Genomic DNA, 21,606 nt, shown 5'->3' with positions numbered 1-21,606 from the left:
GCCGTGAGGTTCATTTCGCGATCCGAAGGGGCAGGGGGAGAAAAAATGAATGCCAAGATCCATGTAGCCATTATTGACGACGGGGTTAATGCTGGCTTTTTAAACACCCAATTATTATATAACGTCGAAATAGCTCATGGAGGCGTAGAAGATGGAGGTACCTTAAATCACGGTACGCTATGTGCTGCTATTGTACAAACATATTTTCCGGATGTCATTATTAGCAGTGTGAAAATAATGAATCATAGAAAAGGAAATGCAGTTCAGCTTTGCGCTGCGCTGGATTGGTGTGTGAAGCATGGTGTGCAGGTAGCCAATATCAGCCTGGGAAGCATAAATTATCGCGATCGAGGCATGCTGCGGGAAGCTGTAAATGATGCAGCTATGGCAGGCTTAATAATGGTATGTGCTGCACAAAACGGAGGACTTCTTACTTATCCGGCCTCCTTTGCTAATGTGATTGGAGTACGCTGTGATCGTAACGGCATACTCACAGCTGGCCAATATACATATGATCCTGAGATGGCCTTCTCAAGTGGTATCGATTTTACCGCTTTTGCCAAGCATGAGCTGGTAGGTGCAGTTGGAGAGGCTGTACAATGTCCAAATAGTAATAGCTATGCCACTCCATTCGTTACAGCACAGGTATGTAAAGTTTTGCAGCAGTCCAAGCGTGTTCCTTCTATAGAAAAGCTAAAACATATTTTACATAAGAATAGTTACCGCCCAATACAGGATACGGGTTTACCCGTAATGCGTTACAAACATCCAGATTGGATACGACGTGCCTTTGTGTTTAAGGAAAATTGCGCAGTTGGATCGAAAGCGCCTTATTATTTTCAGACCTCATGTGAAACTCGACTCCCTGGCGTCAAAGCTGCTGCGATCATAGAACAGGCAATCCTGCATGAGCGAGGACAACAGAGTACGACGCTCGAAGGTGGACAACAACGGGTAGACGACCTTACAGATACGATTGTTTTGCTAGGGGATATGGAGCCAGTGAATGTGCAGGAAGTGGAGCCATTGGCTTTACGGTAAGGGAAACATGTCGTTTATATCTCCAGAAATCAACGCCACATCCCGACGCTGAATTTTTCCTCTCACCATTTGCGCTGGTGGCAGCAAGAGGAGCGTTTCTTTTTTAAGCAGGAGGAGACTATTGCAATAGAGGATTCTCACATTCCGCTTATTTGTATTTATTATAACAAGGGCGTTGACATCATTTATTTTTTGCAAGTGTTGAGAGAGTCCTTTGCCCGGGATGGATACCAAAGCTGGATCGCGGTGGACCAGGCTGCGGCTATGTTGCATGATATGGAGTATTTGTCCCCTTCCGATGAAATCAATGGATTAGAGGAAATGATAACCGTTGCGGGTACAATGGCATATAGCGCCTATGCGGATATTGTCATTTTATGCCTAGAGGCTTCGGATATTACGGATTGCAACAAAGAACGAGGTTTGTCAGGTGTGGATATTGAGTTTTCTGTGAGGGTGAAAGCGGAAGCTGAACGTATTCACATATTAATACGGACAGAGCAGGAATATTTGAAAGAATGGGTCCTCCCGGATTTAAACGTGGACGATATAGATCGTTTTTATGAGTGTTTGGAACAACTGCTGGTAAACTGATATTTAGAAGTGAGTAACCAATTTCTTATCGTTTATTATGAATGTTAATAAATATATTAAGTATTTAATGATAATATTGACCATCATAATTAGGGTGTGTTATATTGAAATCGTAAATAAAACGGCTTGTTAGTCTTAGAGGTACAACGGATTTTATTTTCGTATTCAGGGAGGATGGTTTGGATGGCAGCAGCTATAAAAGCAAAGATGATTGTAGACAAGTCTTTCCGTATTGCTGAAGTCGATAAACGCATTTATGGTTCTTTTGTAGAGCATCTGGGGCGTGCTATATATGGCGGTATTTATGAACCTACTCATTCAACCAGTGATGAAAGCGGTTTCCGTAATGATGTAAAAGAGTTGGTGAAGCAGCTTGATGTTCCTATTATACGCTATCCGGGAGGTAACTTTGTGTCCGGTTACAATTGGGAAGACGGAGTTGGCCCTGTCGCGTCCAGACCTAAACAGCTAGAGCTGGCGTGGAGAACTGTCGAGCCGAATGAAGTGGGTACGAACGAATTTTTCAAATGGGCAAAAGATATCGGCTCAGAGGTCATGATGGCGGTTAACCTGGGTACACGCGGTATTGATGCGGCACGTAATCTGGTGGAATATTGCAACCATCCAAGCGGCTCCTACTGGAGTGATCTGCGTCGCAGTCACGGTGTAGAGCAACCGCACAAGATTAAAACCTGGTGTCTTGGCAACGAAATGGATGGCCCGTGGCAGATCGGACACAAGACAGCGGAAGAGTATGGCCGTCTCGCGGTAGAGTCCGCAAAAGCGATGAAGCTGATTGACCCAGACATTGAGCTTGTAACCTGCGGTAGTTCCAGTTCGACAATGCCGACATTCCCTGAGTGGGAAGCAACGACGCTGGATCATACCTATGAGGTAGCCGACTATATTTCTCTGCATCAATACTATGGCAACCACGACAATGATACGGCCAATTATTTGGCACGTTCCATGGATATGGATCATTTTATTCATACGGTTATTTCGACCTGTGACTATATCAAAGCAAAGAAACGCAGCAAGAAAAAAATGATGCTCAGCTTCGACGAATGGAATGTGTGGTACCACTCCAACGATGCGGACAGCAAAATTGATCCGTGGTCTGTGGCGCCGCCGCAGCTTGAGGATATTTACAACTTTGAGGATGCGCTGCTGGTGGGAAGCATGCTCATTACGTTCCTGCGTCATGCTGACCGTGTGAAAATGGCTTGCCTTGCCCAATTGGTCAACGTTATTGCGCCAATCATGACTGAAAATAATGGAAAAGCATGGAAACAGACTATTTTCTATCCGTATCTGCATGCATCCCGTTATGGTCGCGGTGTATCGTTGATGCCGGTAGTAGACTCGGAAAAATACGATTCCAAGGATTTCACAGACATTCCTTATCTGGATAGCGCTGTGGTTTATGATGAAGAGGGAGACGCTCTGACCGTCTTTGCAGTAAACCGCCACTTGTCCGAGTCGCTGGAGCTGACAGTGGATGTGCGTAGCTTCGAAGGCTATCGTATTGTGGAGCATACGGTGCTGGAGCATGACGATCTCAAAGCGACCAACAGCCCGGCAGGAGAAAAGGTTACGCCTCACAACGGCGGGAATGCCAAGCTCGACGATGGCATCGTAAAAGCTCATTTGGGCAAAGCCTCGTGGAACGTAATCCGTCTCGCCAAGTCTCATTAATCCTTTTTCTGCAAAAGGTACAGCCCCGGCTGTACCTGAAAAAGCCCGCATTCTCTCTTGTATGGGTATACAGGAGCAGCCATGCGGGCTTTTTGTATAAAATGAGCCATTTGTCCCTCAGCACTTATAGGGATACAAAAGCAGGCTCATTTTTAAATAAATATTATTTTAATTACTAAATTTAACTAAGCGAAGATGATGCTTATTAACTATACTCTCATCTTATATACATTTTTAAGAAGTTAATTAGACCCAGTTCCGATCACCCTAGGTGAAAAAAGACCCTGATATAGCGTTGTCAACGTATTGATATCTGAAATGCAGAGTGTGCAATCCGTCTGTAATCCACGTTATAATTTACATGATGGTTTATTCAAAAGCACATGATGGTCGTAGCATTTCCAGAAAGGAATGATCTGTATGAGTCAAACGGACGAATATCGTTTTCAGGTGAATCTGGGCGGTATGATTGATATTTTGGCCAATCATTTATATAGCAGTCCACGCGTGTTTATACGTGAGGTACTGCAAAATGCAACAGACGCAATTACGGCTCGCAAGGAGCTGGGGGAGACTGCTGCTGAAGGCAAAGTAACCGTGGAGTTGTCCGGTTCCGGTGAGCAGCAGGTTTTGATGATTCAGGATAACGGCATTGGACTGACGGAAGAGGATATTCACCGCTTTCTGTCGATCATCGGCCAATCCTCCAAGAAGGGGACGGATTTGCTGGCCTCGGAGACATCATTTATCGGACGATTTGGGATTGGTTTGCTGTCTTGCTTTATGGTGAGCGATGAAATTGTGGTGCTGACCCGCTCGGTGAAGGAAGGCGTTTCCATGGAATGGAGAGGGAAGCCGGACGGAACGTATACGATCCGTCGATTGGAGACGGAACTGCCTGTAGGGACGCAAATTTATTTGCGCTGCAAGCCGGGGAGCGAGTTTTATTACGAGCCAGCGCAGGTGGAGGAGTCTCTATTTTATTATGGAGCGTTGCTGCCGTATCCGGTCATGCTGTCTGTAGACGGGGAGACCAAGCGCGTCAATCTTCCATCGACTAGCTGGATGCAGGACCCGGAACAATTGCGCAGTCGACGTGGTGAGGTGCTGGAATTGGGCTATCGCCTGATGGGTGAGCGCTTTGGCGATTTTATTCCATTGCGAACGGTATCGGGCAGAACAGGCGGAATTGCGTTCATTTTGCCGCGCAGCATTAATCTGAACAGCAAGCGGCTGCATCGGGTGTATCTGAAGCATATGCTGGTGTCCGACAAAGCGGAAAATGTATTGCCGGAGTGGGCTTTTTTCATTAAGAGTCTGATCTGGACAGATGAATTGCAGCCGACGGCATCCCGGGAATATTTTTATGAGAATGAGCAGCTTGATGGTGTTCGCTCTGAATTGGGAACCTGTATTCGGCAAGAGCTGTTACGCATGGCAGAGTATGAGCCGGACCGCTTGCAGCACTGGATTCGTTTGCATGAGCTGTCTATGAAGGCGCTCGCGGTGGAGGATGATGAATTTCTGCGAATTATGCACCGCTGGTTTTCCTTTGAAAGCACGTTTGGGCGGCGGGAGCTGAGTGAACTGATCCGCGAGGCGGGCGGGCGTCCGCTCCATTACACATCGACGGTTGATGAGTATCGCCAGATTACCCATGTGGCGGCGGCGCAATCCATGCTGGTGATCAATGGCGGCTATATTTACGATACGGAAATTTTGGAAAAGCTGCATTGGATCGACCCTGCTCTGCAAGCCGAGCGGCTTAGTCCCGAGGATGTATCTCTTTCATTTACCGGGCTGACGCAGGAGGAGCGCGAGCAGTATTACAGCGTGCTACGCGTCATGGATGCTGCTTTGCAACCGATGCGCTGCCGTACGGAGTTGAAGCGTTTTGAGCCTGCGAGCTTGCCTGTGCTATATACCATTTCGCAGGATGCGCTAACCTTGCGCTCGATGGAAAACACCGTCGAGGAAACAACCGCGCTTTTTTCTAATGTACTCGATAGTCTGAGAGCGGGGGTCCAGCAGAATGCGGGCTACTCGACCTTATATTTTAATCTGAACAATCCGGTGGTGGCACGTATTTTTGAAGCTACCGATACACAGATGATTACGGCTGCAACGGAAATGATGTATGTGAACGCACTTATGATGGGCCATTATCCGATGAATCGCAATGAGTTGGGGCTGATGAATCGGAGCGTGCTGCATTTTATCAATTGGGGATTAGGGAACGGACAGAACACGTAATTGCGTAATTACAGGAGGCTAGTCGAATGGAAGATACGATATATGATTTGATGGAACAGGCGCAGGATTTGCCCGGTGGGGCGGCCAAGCTGGCGATTTTGGAGGAAGCGGCCCGCTTGGCAGATGCTTCCGGATTGAAGGAACTCGGCTACGAAGTCCGGGGAGAGATTGTGGACTGTGCTATTTTTAATGGATATCCGTTGAAGGCGCTGATCGCTTTTTCGTGGCAACTGGGTCAATTTGATCAAAACCCGGAGGAGTATGAGCCGGATGAGCTGCTGTGGAATTATAAATGGATACTCGGCAAAGTGTGCAGCTTTCCTAATATACCGAAAACTCAGGTGGAGGATCTTGTAGAGGATATGCGCAAACGTTATGCCGAATACGGGTATAATGAGCGTCCATATCATTATTACAAGTTCCGTATCGCGATGGATATGGGAAAGCTGGAGGAAGCACGTCAGCATCTCGATACCTTCCGTTCGATTGAGCGGGATAGCATGAGTGATTGTGAAGCCTGCGAGCAGAGCCAGATCGTGCGGTTTTATTATTTGGCAGGAGAGGACGAGCAGGTGCTTGCGGTGGCGAAACCGATTTTGTCAGGACGAATGACATGCGCTGAAGTCCCACATGTGACGCTCTCTCAGTTATTATTACCGCTTTATCGTCAGGGAGAAGTGGACAAGGCGAAGGAAAATCATCGTAAGGGATATCGTCTGATTCGGGATGACCGCGATTTTCTGAAAACGATAGCCGAGCATATCGAGTATTTGACGGTCGCGGACCCGGTTAAGGGTATTGAAGTGGCAGAGCGTCATTTGCATATGGCGTTGGACTATGAGAGCGGACTGGAGCAAATGTATTTCTACGCTGCAATGGTGGGTCTGCTGCAAAAGCTGGATACTTCGGGAGAAAATCGGCTGATCCGTCTGCCTGCTTCTTTGGAGTGGGGCAAAGAGGAGCGTACGCTAACAGAAATCATTGGGTATTTCAGACCACTGGCAGAGTCGGCGGCGGATGCGTTTGATCGACGGAACGGGAATACATTTTATACCGACTGGATCGGGAAGATTGTTCAAACGGCGTAGAAGAAGACGCACCAGTAACGAACATTTTATACAGCCCAAACAATGAGGCGGTATAATGTTCCTGTGAAATGACAGGAGGGGTTATGTAGTGACTGTAACCGAGAAAGTGATTAATTTTGCACATCGCGGTGCTTCGGGTGTATGCCCTGAAAATACGATGGCGGCGTTCCGCCACGCTTTGGAGCTGGGGGCAACCGGCATAGAGACGGATGTGCAGCGTACCCGGGATGGGCATTTGGTGCTCATTCACGATGAATCACTGGAACGCACGATAGGTTCCCCGCTGGATGTACGCGATATTACACTAGAAGAACTGAATGGGTTAGATGCAGGCGGCTGGTTTGATGAGAAATTCCGGGGTGAGCGTGTGCCGCTGCTGGATGAGCTGCTGGAACTGACACAGTCTTCGGATGCAATCATTAATCTGGAATTAAAAAATAGCATTTACCTCTATCCCGGTATGGAAGAAGAGGTAATCGCCGCTGTACGGCGTTTCAGATTAGAACAGCGGGTGATTATCTCCAGCTTCAATCATGAATCACTGGCGCTCTGTGCGCAGTTGGCCCCTGAGATCAGGACGGGAGCGCTGTATATCGAGATTATGGTTCGCCCGGCGGAGTATGCAAGTCGATTCGGGGTCACAGCACTGCATGCTTACAAGCATTCCGTCACACCGGAGGGAGTATCTGAGGCACTGGCTGCAGGTGTAGTCTATCACCCGTGGACAGTGAATGAGCCGGAAGAAATGAAGCGGCTGCTGGAGGCGGGGGTGAGCGGTATTATCACCGACTACCCTGATCGCTTGGCATCTCTATTGGCTGTCCGCTCTTCCTAAGCCGAAGCCGAAGATACCACGGAACTGCGACTAAGATACGCAGGGACGTGAGTGTGGCTATTTTTTGAAGCCAAAAGACTCTCCTGTACGCACTCGTTTTTACGAGGCGAAGGAGAGTCTTTTTTGGGCTTGAGCTGAAGAATATATCATCACGATAATCTTGTTTCCTTTCTATTTGACGCCAAGCCGCATACGATAGCTGAACAGGATATCCAATGTTCTGTCCTGAAAATGACCTTCTACGAGCTTCACAAAGCGGGCCAAATCTTCATCAAGCGCTCGATTGCCGAGTTTGAATAGCGTTTGTATACCGCCTTGACTAAGAACAAGCCCTATATAACGAGCTGCGTCACACTGCTCATGGTTATGGAAGACAATCTCCCGAGTATATCGGAATTGTCCGCTGCGCTGTAGATTAGGCAAATGCTGTTCCTTGCTCCATTTATGGGCTTGCTGCTCTACAGGTGCTTCCCGATTCAGAATCTCATCTGCTTTGGCGATCAGCTGTACATAAGCTTGGTCTATCTCCCATTGCAGCACCGGAGGCCAATCGCAGTCAAAGGCAGCGAATACCCCGCCTTGAGCCAAGACTCTGCCCGCTTCCCTGAGCGTGCTGTCGGGGTCCATCCAGTGAAAGGATTGAGAGCAGGTGATGACGTCTACAGTTCCATCCTCAAAGGGCAGGTTGTTGGAGAACCCGCTTTTGAAGGAGATGGTGTCTGCCGTTGTTGCTCCTGCTGTCTCCAGCTTGCGCTGCGCCTTTCCTCTCATGTCCGGGTTGGGCTCGATGCCGACTATCTGCCGGGCCACGTCTTTCCAAATGAAAGTCGAAAGCCCTGTTCCACAGCCGATATCGGCAACAAGCTCCACTTTTCGTTCCAGATAGCGGGTAATGATCTCGACAACGAGCGACGGTGCTTCCGGACGGTGTTGGTCGTAGTCATCGGCAAAGCCGTTGAAACGGTCTACATTACTTTGCAAATTTCCCTCAGGTATCATATGGACTTCTTCCTCCCTGATTTCGGCGGACAGCCGAGCATATTCCGATGGTACTGTACTTTTACATTGTACAGGTTTATGTGTTTATCCATCTACTCTTGTGGTTCCACAACATGGATCAGATATCAGAATATGCACAGGAAGAGGGGATAGGTGCAATCCTGTGTGCCTATTTTATCGTGAAGCCTGTGCCCACTCGCCCATCATGGAATCAAGTATTGGACGAAGATCCTCGCGCTGCATACCCATGTGGAGTACGGCTTCCAGGTATCCTGCTTTATCACCGATATCATAACGTGTGCCTTCCAGTTCTAGTGCCAGAAGTTGGTTCTGCAATGCTACCTGATGAAGGGCGTCAGTCAGTTGATATTCGCCGCCCGCACCCGTGGACAGATTCTCCAATATTGAGAAAATGGAAGGCTCCAATACATACCGCCCAATGACTGCCTGCCGTGAAGGGGCTTCCGCAGGAGATGGTTTTTCAACAAGTCCGCCAACTTCGTGAATAAGACCGTTCTGATGGATGGAGTCAATAATGCCGTATTTACTTACATCCGGTTCTTCCACTGTGCGTACGCCGACCACTTGCTTGCCAGTCGCTTCGTAGACATCCATCATTTGGCGAATCGCCGGAGTAGAGGAATTCATAATATCATCACCCAGCAACACTGCGAATGGCTCATCCCCAATAAACTGACGGGCACAACGTACCGCATGTCCCAAACCGAGGGGTTCTTTTTGGCGGATATAGTGAATGACCGCTTTGCCCCCGATGCTTTGAACCTCGCGCAGAAGATCATACTTGCCTTTGCTCTCCAGCACTTGTTCCAATTCCACGGACTTGTCGAAATGATCCTCGATGGCTTTTTTATTACGTCCAGTCACGATAATGATGCTTTCAATCCCGGATTTGATGGCTTCTTCGACAATATATTGAATAGCTGGTTTGTCGACAATCGGAAGCATCTCTTTAGGTAAAGCTTTAGTAGCAGGTAAAAAACGAGTTCCTAATCCGGCGGCTGGAATAACGGCTTTTGTAATTTTTCTCATGGAGATTCACTTTCCTTTCGAGATGGGGAACCGAATACCCAGTATCGGCTCCCGATATAGTTGATAATCATTCCGGCTGCGGTGGCGATCAGTTTGCATACGGCAAGCGGCAGCTCGGTTCCACTGTGAAGCATTTGTAATAATAAGGAGGTCAGTCCCAATACGATCAGGTTGATGACGATAAATTTAGGCAATTGACGTTTATGAGTATCGTGTGCTGGTTGTTTATTGAATGTCCATTTGCTGTTCAAAATGTAACTGTTGGCTGTGCCGCAGCTATATGAAATGATCTGCGACAGCACAACCGGAACTCCGGCCCAAGCCAGCAGCATGAAAATGAAATAATCTACGCCCGTATTCACCAGTCCTACCATGCCAAAACGGATCATAGGGAGTATCTGGGCCATGCGGCTTTTCATGGGTTATGCTCCGTGACCGGATTTAGGTCCGGTATATACCGCGCTGTTGCCGCGTACGGTGCGGCTGGCGGATATCAGACTGTCACGGGAACCTTGCATGTATAGGGATTCGCGTTGTTCAGGGGTCTTCATGGCATGTGTTGGGCCATTTTCGTATTGTCCACCCAGATGTTCACGGACAATGTAGAGCGGGCGGGCTTTGGTTTCGTCATAAATCCGTCCAACATATTCACCGATAATACCGAGAATGATCAGGATCACTCCGTCAAAGATCAGGCTGATGCTAATCATGGAAGACCAGCCCTTCATGACATAGGAATCGGTGAAAAAGTTGAGAAACAATACGTACATCAGATACAGGAAGCCGGACATGGATAGAAGTGCGCCGATATAACCTGCCAGCTTGAGCGGTTTAATGGAAAAGGATGTGATTCCGTCCAGACTGAGCTTGATCATGCGTTTCAGCGGATACTTGGTTTCGCCTGCGAGCCGCTCATCGCGCTCATATTCAACAGCCGTCTGCTTGAAGCCGATCCAGCTAACGAGTCCACGGACAAACCGATTATTTTCCGGCAGCCGTTTCAATTCGTCTATTACCTTGCGGTCCATCAGGCGGAAATCGCCGGTGTCTACCGGGATATTAATATCCGTTGATGCTTTCAGTACACGGTAGAAGAGGCTGGCAGACCACTTTTTGAAGCGAGTTTCGCCATTGCGTTTCAACCGCTTGGCGTAGACTACCTCATAGCCTTCCTTCCACTTGTTGGCCATCTCTACGATCAGCTCCGGCGGGTCCTGGAGGTCGGCGTCAATAACGACGACCGCCTCTCCCACCGCATAATCCATCCCGGCGGTAATCGCTAGCTGATGACCGAAATTACGGGAGAAATCAATCAATACTATGGTATCGTCTCTGAGACTGAATTCCTTGATTAACTGGACGCTGCGGTCCGAACTGCCGTCATTTACGAATATCAGCTCGTAGGGCTCGCCCATCGAGCCCATCACTTGTTTCAGCCGCCGATAGGTTTCGGTAATGACGGCTTCCTCGTTGTACATCGGAATAACTATGGAATAACGGATTTGTTCACTCATTGGTAGTTCCTCCTCATTTATAATGTGATTTCGTATAATGTACCGCTTCCGCCACGTTCGTCTCCGCCCGGTCCGCCTTGACCATCCTGAGCGTTCGAGTTGCTGTTCGTGGTGTCGCTTCCGCTGTTGGATGCTTCAACATTGGTACTGGTTTCGCCAGTTGTTGTTTTCCATTCATCTGTAGGAATCACTTTGCCGTGTTCCTTGATCCATGCTGTGACTTCGGAGTTACCGCTGTCCGGTCCACCGCCGCCTCCACCAGAGATCATGAAGTACTTCACTTGACCGCTTTCTACCAGTGCCTTGATCTTATCGACGGTATACACCGGATCGGAGGATACAAAGCCGTTCATAATAATCACTTTTTGTCCAGCTTCAATCATGTAAGGAGCGGCTGTCGAATAATTGCTTGCTGCGAAAAGGTAGGTTTCACCTGTGTTATGCTTTTGCAAATAGCTCAACGTTTTTTGGTCTAAGCTTTGACCACCGTTTGGTCTACCCATTCCTCTGGAGCGGGTAGAAGATCTCTGTTCCCTGTCTGTGCTTGTTCCTGTGCTTGAAGTAATACCATCAGAGCTGGATTGCTCTGCATTATTGGATTGGTTATTCGTTTGAGTTCCTTCAGGTTGTTGTCCATTTGCTTGACCATTTGCACCCTGGCCTCGGTTGCCAAAATTACCTCCTGGCATTCCTCCACCACCGCCGCCACCAAATTGTGTTGGTCCGGCTTGCGGGATCATGCTGTTCCCCCCGTAGGTGATTGGTGTCAATGCCCAGTACACAGGGCCGATGAACATAGCGAGTACGCTTGCAATGATGGCATATCTCGTTAACTTCTCAGACTTCAATCGTGCTACTACCAGTAGCGCCGTGCCGATGATACCGAGGATCAATACGGCGATGGACCAGCCACTGCCGATAGTGTCGTTGTAATTTTGCAGGACGAACCAGCTAAATACCGAGGTTGCCAGTACCGCTGCGGGTAACAGCCAGGAGAGCCAGCCGGAACGCTCACGATATTGCTCCCACAATTCCACGAATCCGGCTCCGAAGAGCGCTGCAATCGGTGGTGCGAGCATAATCAGGTAATAATGATGGAAGAAACCTGCTACGCTGAAAAATGCAGCTACGGGAATCAGCCAGGCCAGCCAGAAGATGGCCTCTTTGTGTTTTTGCGTGATATTACGACGTCGAATGCCTGCAAGCAGGCCGATCGAAGCAATCAATGCGAATGGAAGCAACCAACTGGCTTGACCTGACAGTGCAGATTGGAACAACCGTAGAGGTCCCTTTTCGCCAGTGCCGAACATGCCGCCGCTGGAATTACCGCCAGGACCGCCACTACCAGGGCCACCCTGACCGTTACCGCCGAATCCGCCCGGTGGCATTTGACCCCCCGTGGCGTTGCCACCTGTTGTAGTGCTATCCGTTGATGTAGTTGCTTGAGCTTGATCCGAATTGGTATTGCTGCTGGTTGAAGCATTTTGTCTCCACTCCGAGCGTTGACCACCACCAGCGCCGCCGCCTGTTCCTCGGTCTCCCGTCAGACGGGAGAGGCCGTTATAGCCAAAGGCCAAATTCAGCACGGAGTTCGTACCGCTGCTTCCCATATAAGGGCGTTGGTCTGCCGGAGTGGAGTCCACCACGACTGCCCAGGAGAGCGACACAGCCATGAGCACGACTGCCGATGCTGCCAGTGTTATCGTTTTTCGCTTCCAGTTAAACTGGGAGGCCAGCAGGTAGAAGAGTCCCAAAGCGGGAACAACCATATAGGCTTGAAGCATTTTTTCGTTAAAGGCGATACCTACGACTGCGAAAGCCCAGAGGATCGGTCCCATTTTGTGGTTTCTAATCCCTCTGAACAGCAACCATGTTGCGAGCAGCAGTGTGAAAACCAGCATCGCATCAATGTTATTGGTGCGGCTGACCGCTACTGCAATTGGTGTAGTTGCCATAGCGAAGGCGGCCAATCGAGCGGCCATCGTACCGAAGCTCGGCTTGACGAGCAGGTAAACGAGCAATACCGACCCGACCTGAGCGAGCGCTTGCGGCAAAATAACGCTCCAGCCGTGAAGCCCGAATATATAGGCGCTCGCGGTCTGAATCCAGAACACGACGGGCGGTTTGTCTACCGTTACCGATCCGGCCGAATCGAGTGAGGCAAAGAAGAAGTTGTGAAAGTTTTCTAGCATGCTCGCTACGGCCGTCGTGTAATAGGTGTTAACATATTTGTCTTGCCAGATGTTGTATCCGTTCAAAATCGCAGATATCAGCATGATGATGATGAGGGGGACGTCCGCCCTGCTCTTAAACCATTTCTTAATCATGTACATTCCACTCCCTGTGAAAATTCTTTGTATTTTCCGTTGTTCTAGCCGCTATCTTCAGGACTGTGGAATGATCAGCCACTTCCGATCTTGGGCCCGGTGAACTACCGGCTTGCTATTATCATGCCTGACGTAGCTGAAATGGTTATGAGCGCTCCCTGAATGTTAGCTGAAAGCTGGATAGGGATGCTTTTTTTACGTAAATATTCAGTTATATTAGATACAGGTGAAAATGAATCGTTCTTTTATTAAGAAAAAAAGTGGTTTCATGAAAGGGAAGATAACCGATGAATCCGATACATGGGGTTAAAATTATGCTAGCGGACGATGAGCCGCACATTTTACAATTTTTGGAGCTTGGGCTGATTAATGAAGGGTATGAGGTCAAAACAGCCGAGAACGGCAGTGATGCGTTGGATTTAGCGAGAGAGTTTCGCCCTCATGTTGCGGTATTGGATGTCATGATGCCTGAAATGAACGGATTTGAGGTATGCCAGAGTCTCAAGGAGACGGAGGATAACATCGCGGTCATTATGCTGACGGCCAAGGATGATGTAGATGATCGGGTGAAGGGATTGAAAATCGGCGCGGACGATTACATCGTGAAGCCCTTCAGTTTTAATGAACTGCTGGCTCGCATTGAAGCGCGTCTGCGGAATCAGTTTCCCGATCTGCTTGGAGAAGTGGTTCACGGGCCCTTTCAGGTGGATGATCGCCGCAAGGAAATTCGCTACCAAAATCAGGTGCTGGAACTGTCGCCTACCGAATATGAACTATTGAAATTTCTGGTATTGAATAACGGGATTGTCCTTAGTAAAAGTCGCATCCTGGATCGGGTATGGGGGTACGATTTTGGGGGCGAGGATAATATTGTCGAGGTGTATATCCGCTCCTTGCGTGAAAAGCTCAAAGATAAGGAGCATCGGGTCATTCGTACGCTGCGTGGTGTCGGGTACCGGGTGGATTTGCTATGAAGGCGAGGGGGAAAAGCCGGAGAAGAACTGCGCTCCGTTCTCTCCGGTCCCAGCTTTTAGCCAGAACGTTACTCATTTTGGCTCTGCTGCTCGTATTGATCGGCTTTCTGCAATATTTCCTGATGAAAGATTTTCTGTACCGCAGTCGGGCGGATGCGATGGGAACGCAATTAGGTTCAATTCCTGCCGATTTATTGATTAAGAATTCGCAAGAGAAGAGCGGAGGCTCCACTCCCCAAGAAGGAACCAATCGGAGGGATGATCGACCGGGGCCGTTTCTATTTTGGCCGGATATGTCGCTCGCTTCCATAGGTAAAGAAGGAACCTTCTTGAGCTTGTCCAGCGAAAATGGACTTACGCCACCGCGTCTCACCACTCAGCAGTATAATTCGATGCAGCAGAACTGGCGCATGCGTCATGACTATCAATTGCTCACGGATGCACAAGGGAACGAGCAACTGGTCGTATTCCGTCCGCTCGGTCCACCTGACCGTTCGTCAGGTTTACTTCAAATGGGCGTATCCACAACTTCCATGCATGAGCAACTGATTAACCAGCTACGTACCTTCATTTTGTTATCTCTGATTGCGCTCGCAATTGGTCTGGCGCTCATGCTTCCTGTGCTGCGGCGAACGTTGGTGCCCCTTTCGAGGATGGTCGAGGCGGTCAAACGCATTGATGCGGGCAATCTGGCCGAGCGCTTTGACGCAGAGCAGGGGCAGTATGAGGTGGACCGCTTGGCGGTATCCTTTAACGGGATGCTGGAACGGCTGGAGCATTCATTTGCTGCCGAGCGCGAGTTACAGATGCAGATGAGACGGTTTATTGCGGATGCTTCCCATGAATTGCGCACCCCGCTCACTTCGATTCACGGGTTCTTGGAGGTGCTGCTTCGTGGAGCCGCATCTAATCCAAAGCAGCTTCAATCTGCACTGGAGAGTATGTATGGAGAATCCAAACGGATGAACAAGCTTGTCTCCGATTTACTGTTGCTGGCTAAGCTGGACCGGACGCCGGAGCTGAAGCTGGAAGATATGTCGCTGGATGCGTTGCTGCTGGAAATGAAGCCGCAGCTTCTGATGTTGGCGGGTAAACGAAGAGTGATTTTTGATATGACGGCGGGTGTGCGAGTGCTGGCGGAAGGGGATAAAATCAAGCAGGTCATGCTCAACCTGTTCCATAATGCTGTTCAGCATACGGATATGGAAAGAGGTGTGATCCATGTAAACTTGTCTACCGGGAAAAAGCTGGCGGATATTCAGATTCGTGATAACGGGCCAGGTATGAGCAAAGAGCAGTTGGAGCGGATTTTTGAACGCTTTTACCGTGGAGATGAGTCACGTACACGCAGCTCGGGCGGAGCCGGTCTCGGTCTGGCGATTACACAGTCCATTGTGGAAGCACACGGCGGAAAAATCACCGCTGCAAGTACGCAGGGAGAAGGTAGTGTATTCAAGGTTACGCTGCCGTTAGCGGGGGCCGTATAACATTGTAAATTATGGTATAACATAAAAACAGCCCCCCGAACGGCAACGTTATTTATAACGCGGCTCGGGAGGCTTTTTGGTTAGTTAATCAATGCAGCCTTTTGTAAAAGCACGTGCAGCACCTTGGCAGATGCTTCACGCGTTGTAGGCGCGTTCGGCTGGAAGTAGGAGGAGTCCTTGATGGTTTCCCCGTTGATAATGCCTGCTGCACTTACTTTTTCAATGCTATCCTTGGCATAGCCTGCAAAAGATGAAGCATCATGATACGGTGTGCGCGCAGGGCCATCGACAGATGCTTTGATCTGAAGCAGGTCTACTGCCTTGCTCAGCACGACAGCAATTTCCTGACGACTGATGTTAGCGTTCGGATCGAACTTGTCGCCGCTGCGACCTGTGATCAACCCGGCCTCATAAGCGGCTGCCACATCGCCAGAATACCAGCTACCTGCTGGAATATCGCCGAATGGTGCGGCAGTACCCGGTGTCAGGCCAAGAGCCCGAGTTACCAAGGCTGCAAATTCCGCACGTGTCACGTTCTTCTTCGGTGAAAAGGCCGTGTCTGTGGTGCCGTTGATCAGCAGCTTGTTCGCAAGCGACTGAATCTCGGATTGAGCATACGACGATGAAATATCTTCAAAGCTAACGGGACGAGTCGCCGCTGCATACGTCGAGAAGCCCGGACGGCTTACCTTAACGACTGTTGATCCATCTGCCTGCTTGGTAAAGACGGATGGAACCGGGTAGACATTTCCGTTAGCTGTATAGAGAACACCGGCTGTATTCGACTCAATTTGGCCAGGTACGGTGAAGGAACGACTAATGAACTGTCCTGGCGCAACCTTAAGCGGTTCGCTCTTGCCGCCAGTGACAACATTAGCTTCAAACCCTACAGGGGTGCCAATCACAGTTGACCCTTTCAGCTTGCTCGTAAATGTATTGCTTTCCTGTGCCTGGCTGCTGATCACCACTTCAATGCCTGCACCTGCAGGGGCATTTTTCAGAGCAGATATCGGCAAAGCCAGGGAAGCTCCTGTGTTGCTTACGATCAGGCTGCTTCCTGCCGGAGCCTTGCCCAGCGTTGTCAGTTGGGCGGAAGTCAGCGCTGCTTTGGTCGTTTGACCTGCTTGGCTGCTGGCCGACAGGACAATGGCTGCTGGGCTGGAGCCCGCTGCTGTGATAGCTGACTGTAAGTCTGTATCGCTTACAGTCAGCGACTGTACATTATTGTTAACCACGACGGTTGTGGCTACCGCTTTTACCGCCTGTCCTTGCTTCACTACGGATTGAAGTGAAGGTGCAGATGTAGCGACAGGGGTAGCTGTGGTCGTGGTTGAAGCGGAAGGTGTGGTATTACTTCTGCCGCCACCTCCACCACTGCCTCCACCGCTACTGCTGCCGGAAGCGGCACTATTGTCGACGCGAATGGCCTTCATAGCGGTGAAAAATTTAGGGCCGTCCGTATTGGTCTCGACTTCGCCTTTCGCATTCAGTTCCGGCGAATTAACCTCCAGCTTATACACACCGTCCTTCAAATGCTGAATAACGGGCTGACCGCTGGCATCCAGAACAGGTTTTCCGTTGGCATCGTATTCGACATAGCTTCCGTCAATGTCCTTGAAGGAGTATGCTCCTTGCTTGAGACGAGCGTTAACTCCTTGTTCCTTGGAAGTCGTAATTCCATTAATAAGACCAATTAATTTATCATCTATGCCATATACATAGAGCGCTATTTGGTTTGTTTTATCCGTGGTCAGGCGGAACGCAAGATCTGTTGAGCGTTGGGCACCTGTACGGTTTGGATAAATAATCGAGTTGGTTATACTCAGATCCTGCAAGCCGAAGCCTGTGGGCGGATTTTCCTTGCCGACATGAACGACGAATGGCAGATGCAATGTAGGCAGTCCGGCGCTTTTCAGGATGACTTCTCCTTCATATACGCCTGTAGCTGCACTTGAGCTTGGCTGTACGGACAGGAAGAACGGTTGGGATTTACCCGCTTCGGCCGAGATCGCCCCATTCGTGCCAACACCTTGCAACTGAACAGCGATATTGCTCACGTCAGGCGTGGTAACGGGCTTGGCAGGATCAGAGGTTACATGATCATGCAAAATGTAGCTGGCTTCATACTGTACGCTGTTTGCGGACAGATTTTTAAGCTGCAATTGAATTTGCTTCGCATCACTGCCTGGCTTTAACACCCCGAAGCTGGCGGAAGGATTGTAGTTCACGACCTCCTGCCGATTGAAGTTCTTATCGAGAATCGTAATTTTTTCAACAGTTTCCAGCAGGGCTGGGGTCTGAATCGCATTGGCGATGTTTACAAGTCCTGCACCTTGGGAATACACATCGTATTGGATTTGAGCCTCATCGTAAAGCGTATCCGACGTGTTCGCCAGAGCGGCACGGATATCGAACGGCGTCCAGTTTGGATGCTGCTGCTTTAGCAATACAGCAAGTCCGGCTACATGCGGAGAAGCCATACTGGTTCCGTTGCTTCGTTTGTAAGCATGATCATAAGAGGCATCCGGATAGAACTTGGCGAAAGCAGGATAGGTTGACAAAATGCCGACCCCCGGTGCACTCACATCCGGCTTGATGCTAAGCAGTTCGTCGCCGTTTGGCCCACGGGAGCTGAATCCAGCCATCGTATTGCCTGCATTATCTGTGCGAATAAACTTCTCTCCGAAGGAGACGGAGAACTTTTCTCCGGCGTTGTCGACGAGTTGTTTAGCCAGCGCGCGACCTTCCTTACCTTTCATATCAAAGGTCGGAATAAAATCAAAGCTGTCGCCCTGGTTAGCGTTTACGTAGCTATCTAGACTCGGAATGGAGTCTGTCAAATCAGCCTGCGTGATGTCAGTCGTTTTTGCTCTCCCGTTAAAAATGATTACGGCTTTTGCGCCGTTTTCTTTTGCATTTGCAATTTTATCCACGAATGTCAGGCTTCCACGTGACACGAGGACAATTTTTCCGGCTACATCTTTTCCTTCAAAATCATCAGGCTGCCCCAAATCTGCATATACCAGTTCATAAGGGGCAGTTCCCAGAATTGAAGCAAAATCCTCTTGGCCTGTCCCCCAGCCCATCAGATTAAACCCGTAATGCGCATAAGCATCGGCGGTTACTGTTTTCTTCAATTCACCATTCGCTTCCCAATAGGAGTCGCGGGTAACTGAAGCTGTGCCGGAGAAGCTTTTGCTCGGCGAAGTGGCAGCACCGACAGAAATCGCCAACTGGGATGATGCAGGGGAACCCATCGAATAATAATAATTCCCGTTTTGTGCCGCATTACCATTTGCAATGACAGCAACTACACCGGAAAGCACCGCATTATTAATGGCAATGGAGTCCGGGGAGTTCGGGTCCTTCTCGGAGTCTGAGCCGAGGGACAGGTTAATCACGTTCATGCCATCCTTGACAGCGCGTTCAATACCGTCAATGACCTGTGCGGAGGAACCGGAGGAACGCCCGGTTTTGGTATTGCGTCCAAGCACTTTATATACGTATAAGTCCGATTTATAGGCAATACCCTTTTGTACAATATCTGCCGTTTTATTAGCGGCCTGGCCAGCAATCGTACCGGACACGTGCGTACCGTGAGTTGTTCCGGCAAAACCTGTGCCGTACGGGTCATTCTCTTTTTCAAGAAAGGGCTCCTCGTAAGGATCATTGTCCTGCTCAAAAGAGTCATATCCACCCTTGTAAGCTGCTTTCAAATCCGGGTGCTCATAATCGATCCCGGTATCAATAACCCCAACCTTAATCCCTTCGCCTGTCAAACCTTTAGCCCAGGCTTCAGGAACGCCAATTTGATCCAGCGGTGCGTTATCATACGTCGCTTCGCTGGCGGTGAGTGTCGGCGGGTCCTGTACGGGGATGGAATAGTACGTTTTGTTTTCATGGATGGATTTTACGCCTGGCAGCTTTGCCAGTTCCGGAATTTTGTTGGCTGGAAGCGTAACCTCCAAACCGTTAAGTACCGTATTGTACTGGTAATTCACCTGGAGGGGAATGCTGTGCTCTGCCGCTCTATCCACGAACGTTGTTTGCTCATTGACGATAGCGGCTTCCGCTTTTTGCTCGGATCGTGCTGTGAAAGTCTGATTGCCCGACTGTGCCGCATATTTGTCCACGGCTAGCGGTTCGCCATCAAGCTGTACGATGACTCTGACCTGCTGGGAGGAAGTGGTACTCAGCTCTGGCGAAATGAACGCCGGTGTTGCTTCGGAAGTCAAAGCTTCCTGTGCTTCTAAAAATGAACGGGTTTGCAGGTCTACGGTAGCAGCAGAACTGACAGATGGAAGAGACAAGCTTACCGTCAAGGCAAGAGCGAGTGTTACGACAGGAATTTTTCTCAAAATGATCGGCTTTTTCAAAGATTTCCCTCTTTTCAATCAAAATATGATTTGTCTACATACTAGGATTTGAAGCCACTGTCGAAGTTCTCACGCCTCCCTCAAGATTCAAATGATAGAATTGACCACTGGTGACTAACTTGCCAGTTTTGAGGAATATCTTACCATGTTAGTGGGATATATTACTATATATTTTTTATATTTTTAGAAAAAATAAGGTTAACTTCACGTGCATATTCCATGGAAATGTTATGAATTTAATAGATTACTTTTGAAATCATTCAAAGGGGAATGGGAGAATACGAGATTTAATGATATAATCTGCATTGGAATTGTTGATATTTTATGAGGATATAAAATGCTTAGTGCAAAGGAGTCGATTATGTTGGCAAAAACATTGATTTTCGGGCATAAAAATCCGGATACGGATACCATTTGCTCAGCTATTGCTTATGCAGACTTGAAAACCAAACTGGGTGCGGACGTGGAGCCGGTTCGGCTGGGCGAGGTAAACGGGGAAACGCAGTATGCACTGGATTATTTCAAAGTGAGTGCGCCGCGTCTGGTTGAACAGGTTGCTGCGGAAACAGACAGCGTTATTCTGGTCGATCATAATGAACGCCAGCAAAGTGCGGTTGACATTGACAAAGTGCGTGTAACTGAAGTCATCGACCATCACCGGATCGCTAACTTTGAAACAAGCCAGCCGTTGTACTTCCGCGCTGAGCCTGTAGGCTGCACAGCCACGATTTTGAACAAGCTGTACAAGGAAAACGGGATAGCGGTTCCGAAAGAAATCGCAGGTCTGATGCTGTCCGCGATCATTTCCGATTCCCTGTTGTTCAAATCCCCAACCTGCACCGACCAAGACGTAGCTGCTGCCCGTGAACTGGCTGAAATCGCTGGTGTGGATGCAGATAGCTATGGCTTTGACTTGCTTAAAGCAGGGGCTGATCTGAGCCGTCACACGATTGAACAGCTGGTGAGTCTGGATGCGAAGGAATTCCAGATGAACGGACGCAAAGTGGAAATTGCGCAAGTGAACGCGGTAGATGTGAACGACGTGCTGTCCCGTCAGTCCGAGCTGGAAGTAGCGCTGTCCCAAACAATTGCAGCTAAAAACCTGGACCTGTTCCTGTTCGTTGTAACAGATATTGTGAACAGTGATTCCATTGGTATTGCGCTGGGAAGCCAAGCACAAGCGGTCGAAAAAGCCTACAATGTGCAGCTTGACGACAACAAAGCCGTTCTGAAAGGTGTCGTATCCCGCAAATCGCAGATCGTACCTGTATTGACAGACGCTTTTAACAGTTTGTAATTCGGAAGCAGGCTACAATACAAAAGAAGCCACCTGAATCCAGCACTGCATTATAGCAGCGGAGGCGGGGGCT

15 protein-coding genes are annotated in these 21,606 nt (G+C 49.1%); 9 read left to right on the top strand and 6 right to left on the bottom strand.

Annotation, left to right across the window (positions count from 1 at the left end; translation table 11 throughout):
• Nucleotides 1-45 precede the first annotated feature (45 nt).
• The 6 genes from E0698_RS26810 to E0698_RS12225 all read left to right on the top strand — a co-directional run bounded on the left by E0698_RS26810 (nucleotide 46) and on the right by E0698_RS12225 (nucleotide 7,509).
• A complete protein-coding gene (locus E0698_RS26810) occupies nucleotides 46-1,041 on the top strand; it encodes a S8 family serine peptidase (protein WP_238353972.1) in 996 nt (331 codons plus the stop codon).
• 69 nt (nucleotides 1,042-1,110) lie between these two features.
• Nucleotides 1,111-1,635: a hypothetical protein gene (locus tag E0698_RS26805; protein ID WP_238353971.1), complete on the top strand. Its 525-nt coding sequence runs from the start codon at nucleotides 1,111-1,113 to the stop codon at nucleotides 1,633-1,635.
• Nucleotides 1,636-1,818: 183 nt separating this feature from the next.
• Nucleotides 1,819-3,333, top strand: a complete 1,515-nt coding sequence (arfA, locus tag E0698_RS12240) for an arabinosylfuranosidase ArfA (protein WP_192511737.1) — start codon at nucleotides 1,819-1,821, stop codon at nucleotides 3,331-3,333.
• 420 nt (nucleotides 3,334-3,753) lie between these two features.
• Nucleotides 3,754-5,586, top strand: a complete 1,833-nt coding sequence (locus E0698_RS12235) for an HSP90 family protein (protein ID WP_192511736.1) — start codon at nucleotides 3,754-3,756, stop codon at nucleotides 5,584-5,586.
• A gap of 26 nt (nucleotides 5,587-5,612) precedes the next feature.
• The gene (locus E0698_RS12230; protein ID WP_149095499.1) at nucleotides 5,613-6,674 is read left to right on the top strand and encodes a hypothetical protein; all 1,062 of its coding nucleotides are present in this window, start codon (nucleotides 5,613-5,615) and stop codon (nucleotides 6,672-6,674) included.
• A gap of 88 nt (nucleotides 6,675-6,762) precedes the next feature.
• Nucleotides 6,763-7,509, top strand: coding sequence for a glycerophosphodiester phosphodiesterase (locus E0698_RS12225; RefSeq protein WP_192511735.1), 747 nt, complete (start codon nucleotides 6,763-6,765; stop codon nucleotides 7,507-7,509).
• A gap of 171 nt (nucleotides 7,510-7,680) precedes the next feature.
• Here the strand turns inward: E0698_RS12225 and E0698_RS12220 are convergent, their stop codons facing one another.
• The 5 genes from E0698_RS12220 to E0698_RS12200 all read right to left on the bottom strand — a co-directional run bounded on the left by E0698_RS12220 (nucleotide 7,681) and on the right by E0698_RS12200 (nucleotide 13,399).
• On the bottom strand, nucleotides 7,681-8,508 hold the full coding sequence (locus E0698_RS12220) for a class I SAM-dependent methyltransferase (protein ID WP_192511734.1): 828 nt from the start codon (nucleotides 8,506-8,508) through the stop codon (nucleotides 7,681-7,683).
• A 174-nt stretch (nucleotides 8,509-8,682) separates the two neighbouring features.
• Nucleotides 8,683-9,558, bottom strand: a complete 876-nt coding sequence (gene galU, locus E0698_RS12215) for a UTP--glucose-1-phosphate uridylyltransferase GalU (protein WP_192511733.1) — start codon at nucleotides 9,556-9,558, stop codon at nucleotides 8,683-8,685.
• Nucleotides 9,555-9,977, bottom strand: coding sequence for a GtrA family protein (locus E0698_RS12210; protein WP_192511732.1), 423 nt, complete (start codon nucleotides 9,975-9,977; stop codon nucleotides 9,555-9,557). Before E0698_RS12210 ends, galU begins: the two co-directional genes overlap by 4 nt.
• A 3-nt stretch (nucleotides 9,978-9,980) precedes the next feature.
• Nucleotides 9,981-11,072, bottom strand: a complete 1,092-nt coding sequence (locus E0698_RS12205; protein ID WP_192511731.1) for a glycosyltransferase family 2 protein — start codon at nucleotides 11,070-11,072, stop codon at nucleotides 9,981-9,983.
• Between the two features lie 17 nt (nucleotides 11,073-11,089).
• Nucleotides 11,090-13,399: a glycosyltransferase family 39 protein gene (locus tag E0698_RS12200; RefSeq protein WP_192511730.1), complete on the bottom strand. Its 2,310-nt coding sequence runs from the start codon at nucleotides 13,397-13,399 to the stop codon at nucleotides 11,090-11,092.
• A 287-nt stretch (nucleotides 13,400-13,686) separates the two neighbouring features.
• On the opposite strand from E0698_RS12200, the gene E0698_RS12195 reads away from it, so the two are divergent.
• A complete protein-coding gene (locus tag E0698_RS12195; RefSeq protein WP_192511729.1) occupies nucleotides 13,687-14,373 on the top strand; it encodes a response regulator transcription factor in 687 nt (228 codons plus the stop codon).
• Nucleotides 14,370-15,860 (top strand): sensor histidine kinase, encoded by a 1,491-nt coding sequence (locus E0698_RS12190; RefSeq protein WP_192511728.1) that lies wholly within the window; start codon nucleotides 14,370-14,372, stop codon nucleotides 15,858-15,860. Before E0698_RS12195 ends, E0698_RS12190 begins: the two co-directional genes overlap by 4 nt.
• 80 nt (nucleotides 15,861-15,940) lie before the next feature.
• On the opposite strand, the gene E0698_RS12185 is transcribed toward E0698_RS12190, so the two are convergent.
• Nucleotides 15,941-20,236 carry a S8 family serine peptidase gene (locus tag E0698_RS12185; RefSeq protein ID WP_192511727.1) on the bottom strand — a complete coding sequence of 1,432 codons (4,296 nt, stop codon included), beginning with the start codon at nucleotides 20,234-20,236 and terminating at the stop codon, nucleotides 15,941-15,943.
• A 361-nt stretch (nucleotides 20,237-20,597) separates the two neighbouring features.
• On the opposite strand from E0698_RS12185, the gene E0698_RS12180 reads away from it, so the two are divergent.
• Complete coding sequence (locus E0698_RS12180; protein ID WP_273042023.1) at nucleotides 20,598-21,533, top strand: manganese-dependent inorganic pyrophosphatase; 936 nt, start codon at nucleotides 20,598-20,600, stop codon at nucleotides 21,531-21,533.
• Nucleotides 21,534-21,606: the final 73 nt, after the last annotated feature.

This window comes from Paenibacillus sp. 23TSA30-6, assembly GCF_014858585.1.
Taxonomy (GTDB): Bacteria; Bacillota; Bacilli; order Paenibacillales; family Paenibacillaceae; genus Paenibacillus.
The sequence above is the reverse complement of the archived record's forward strand: the minus strand, read 5'-3'. Positions and strand labels throughout refer to the sequence as shown.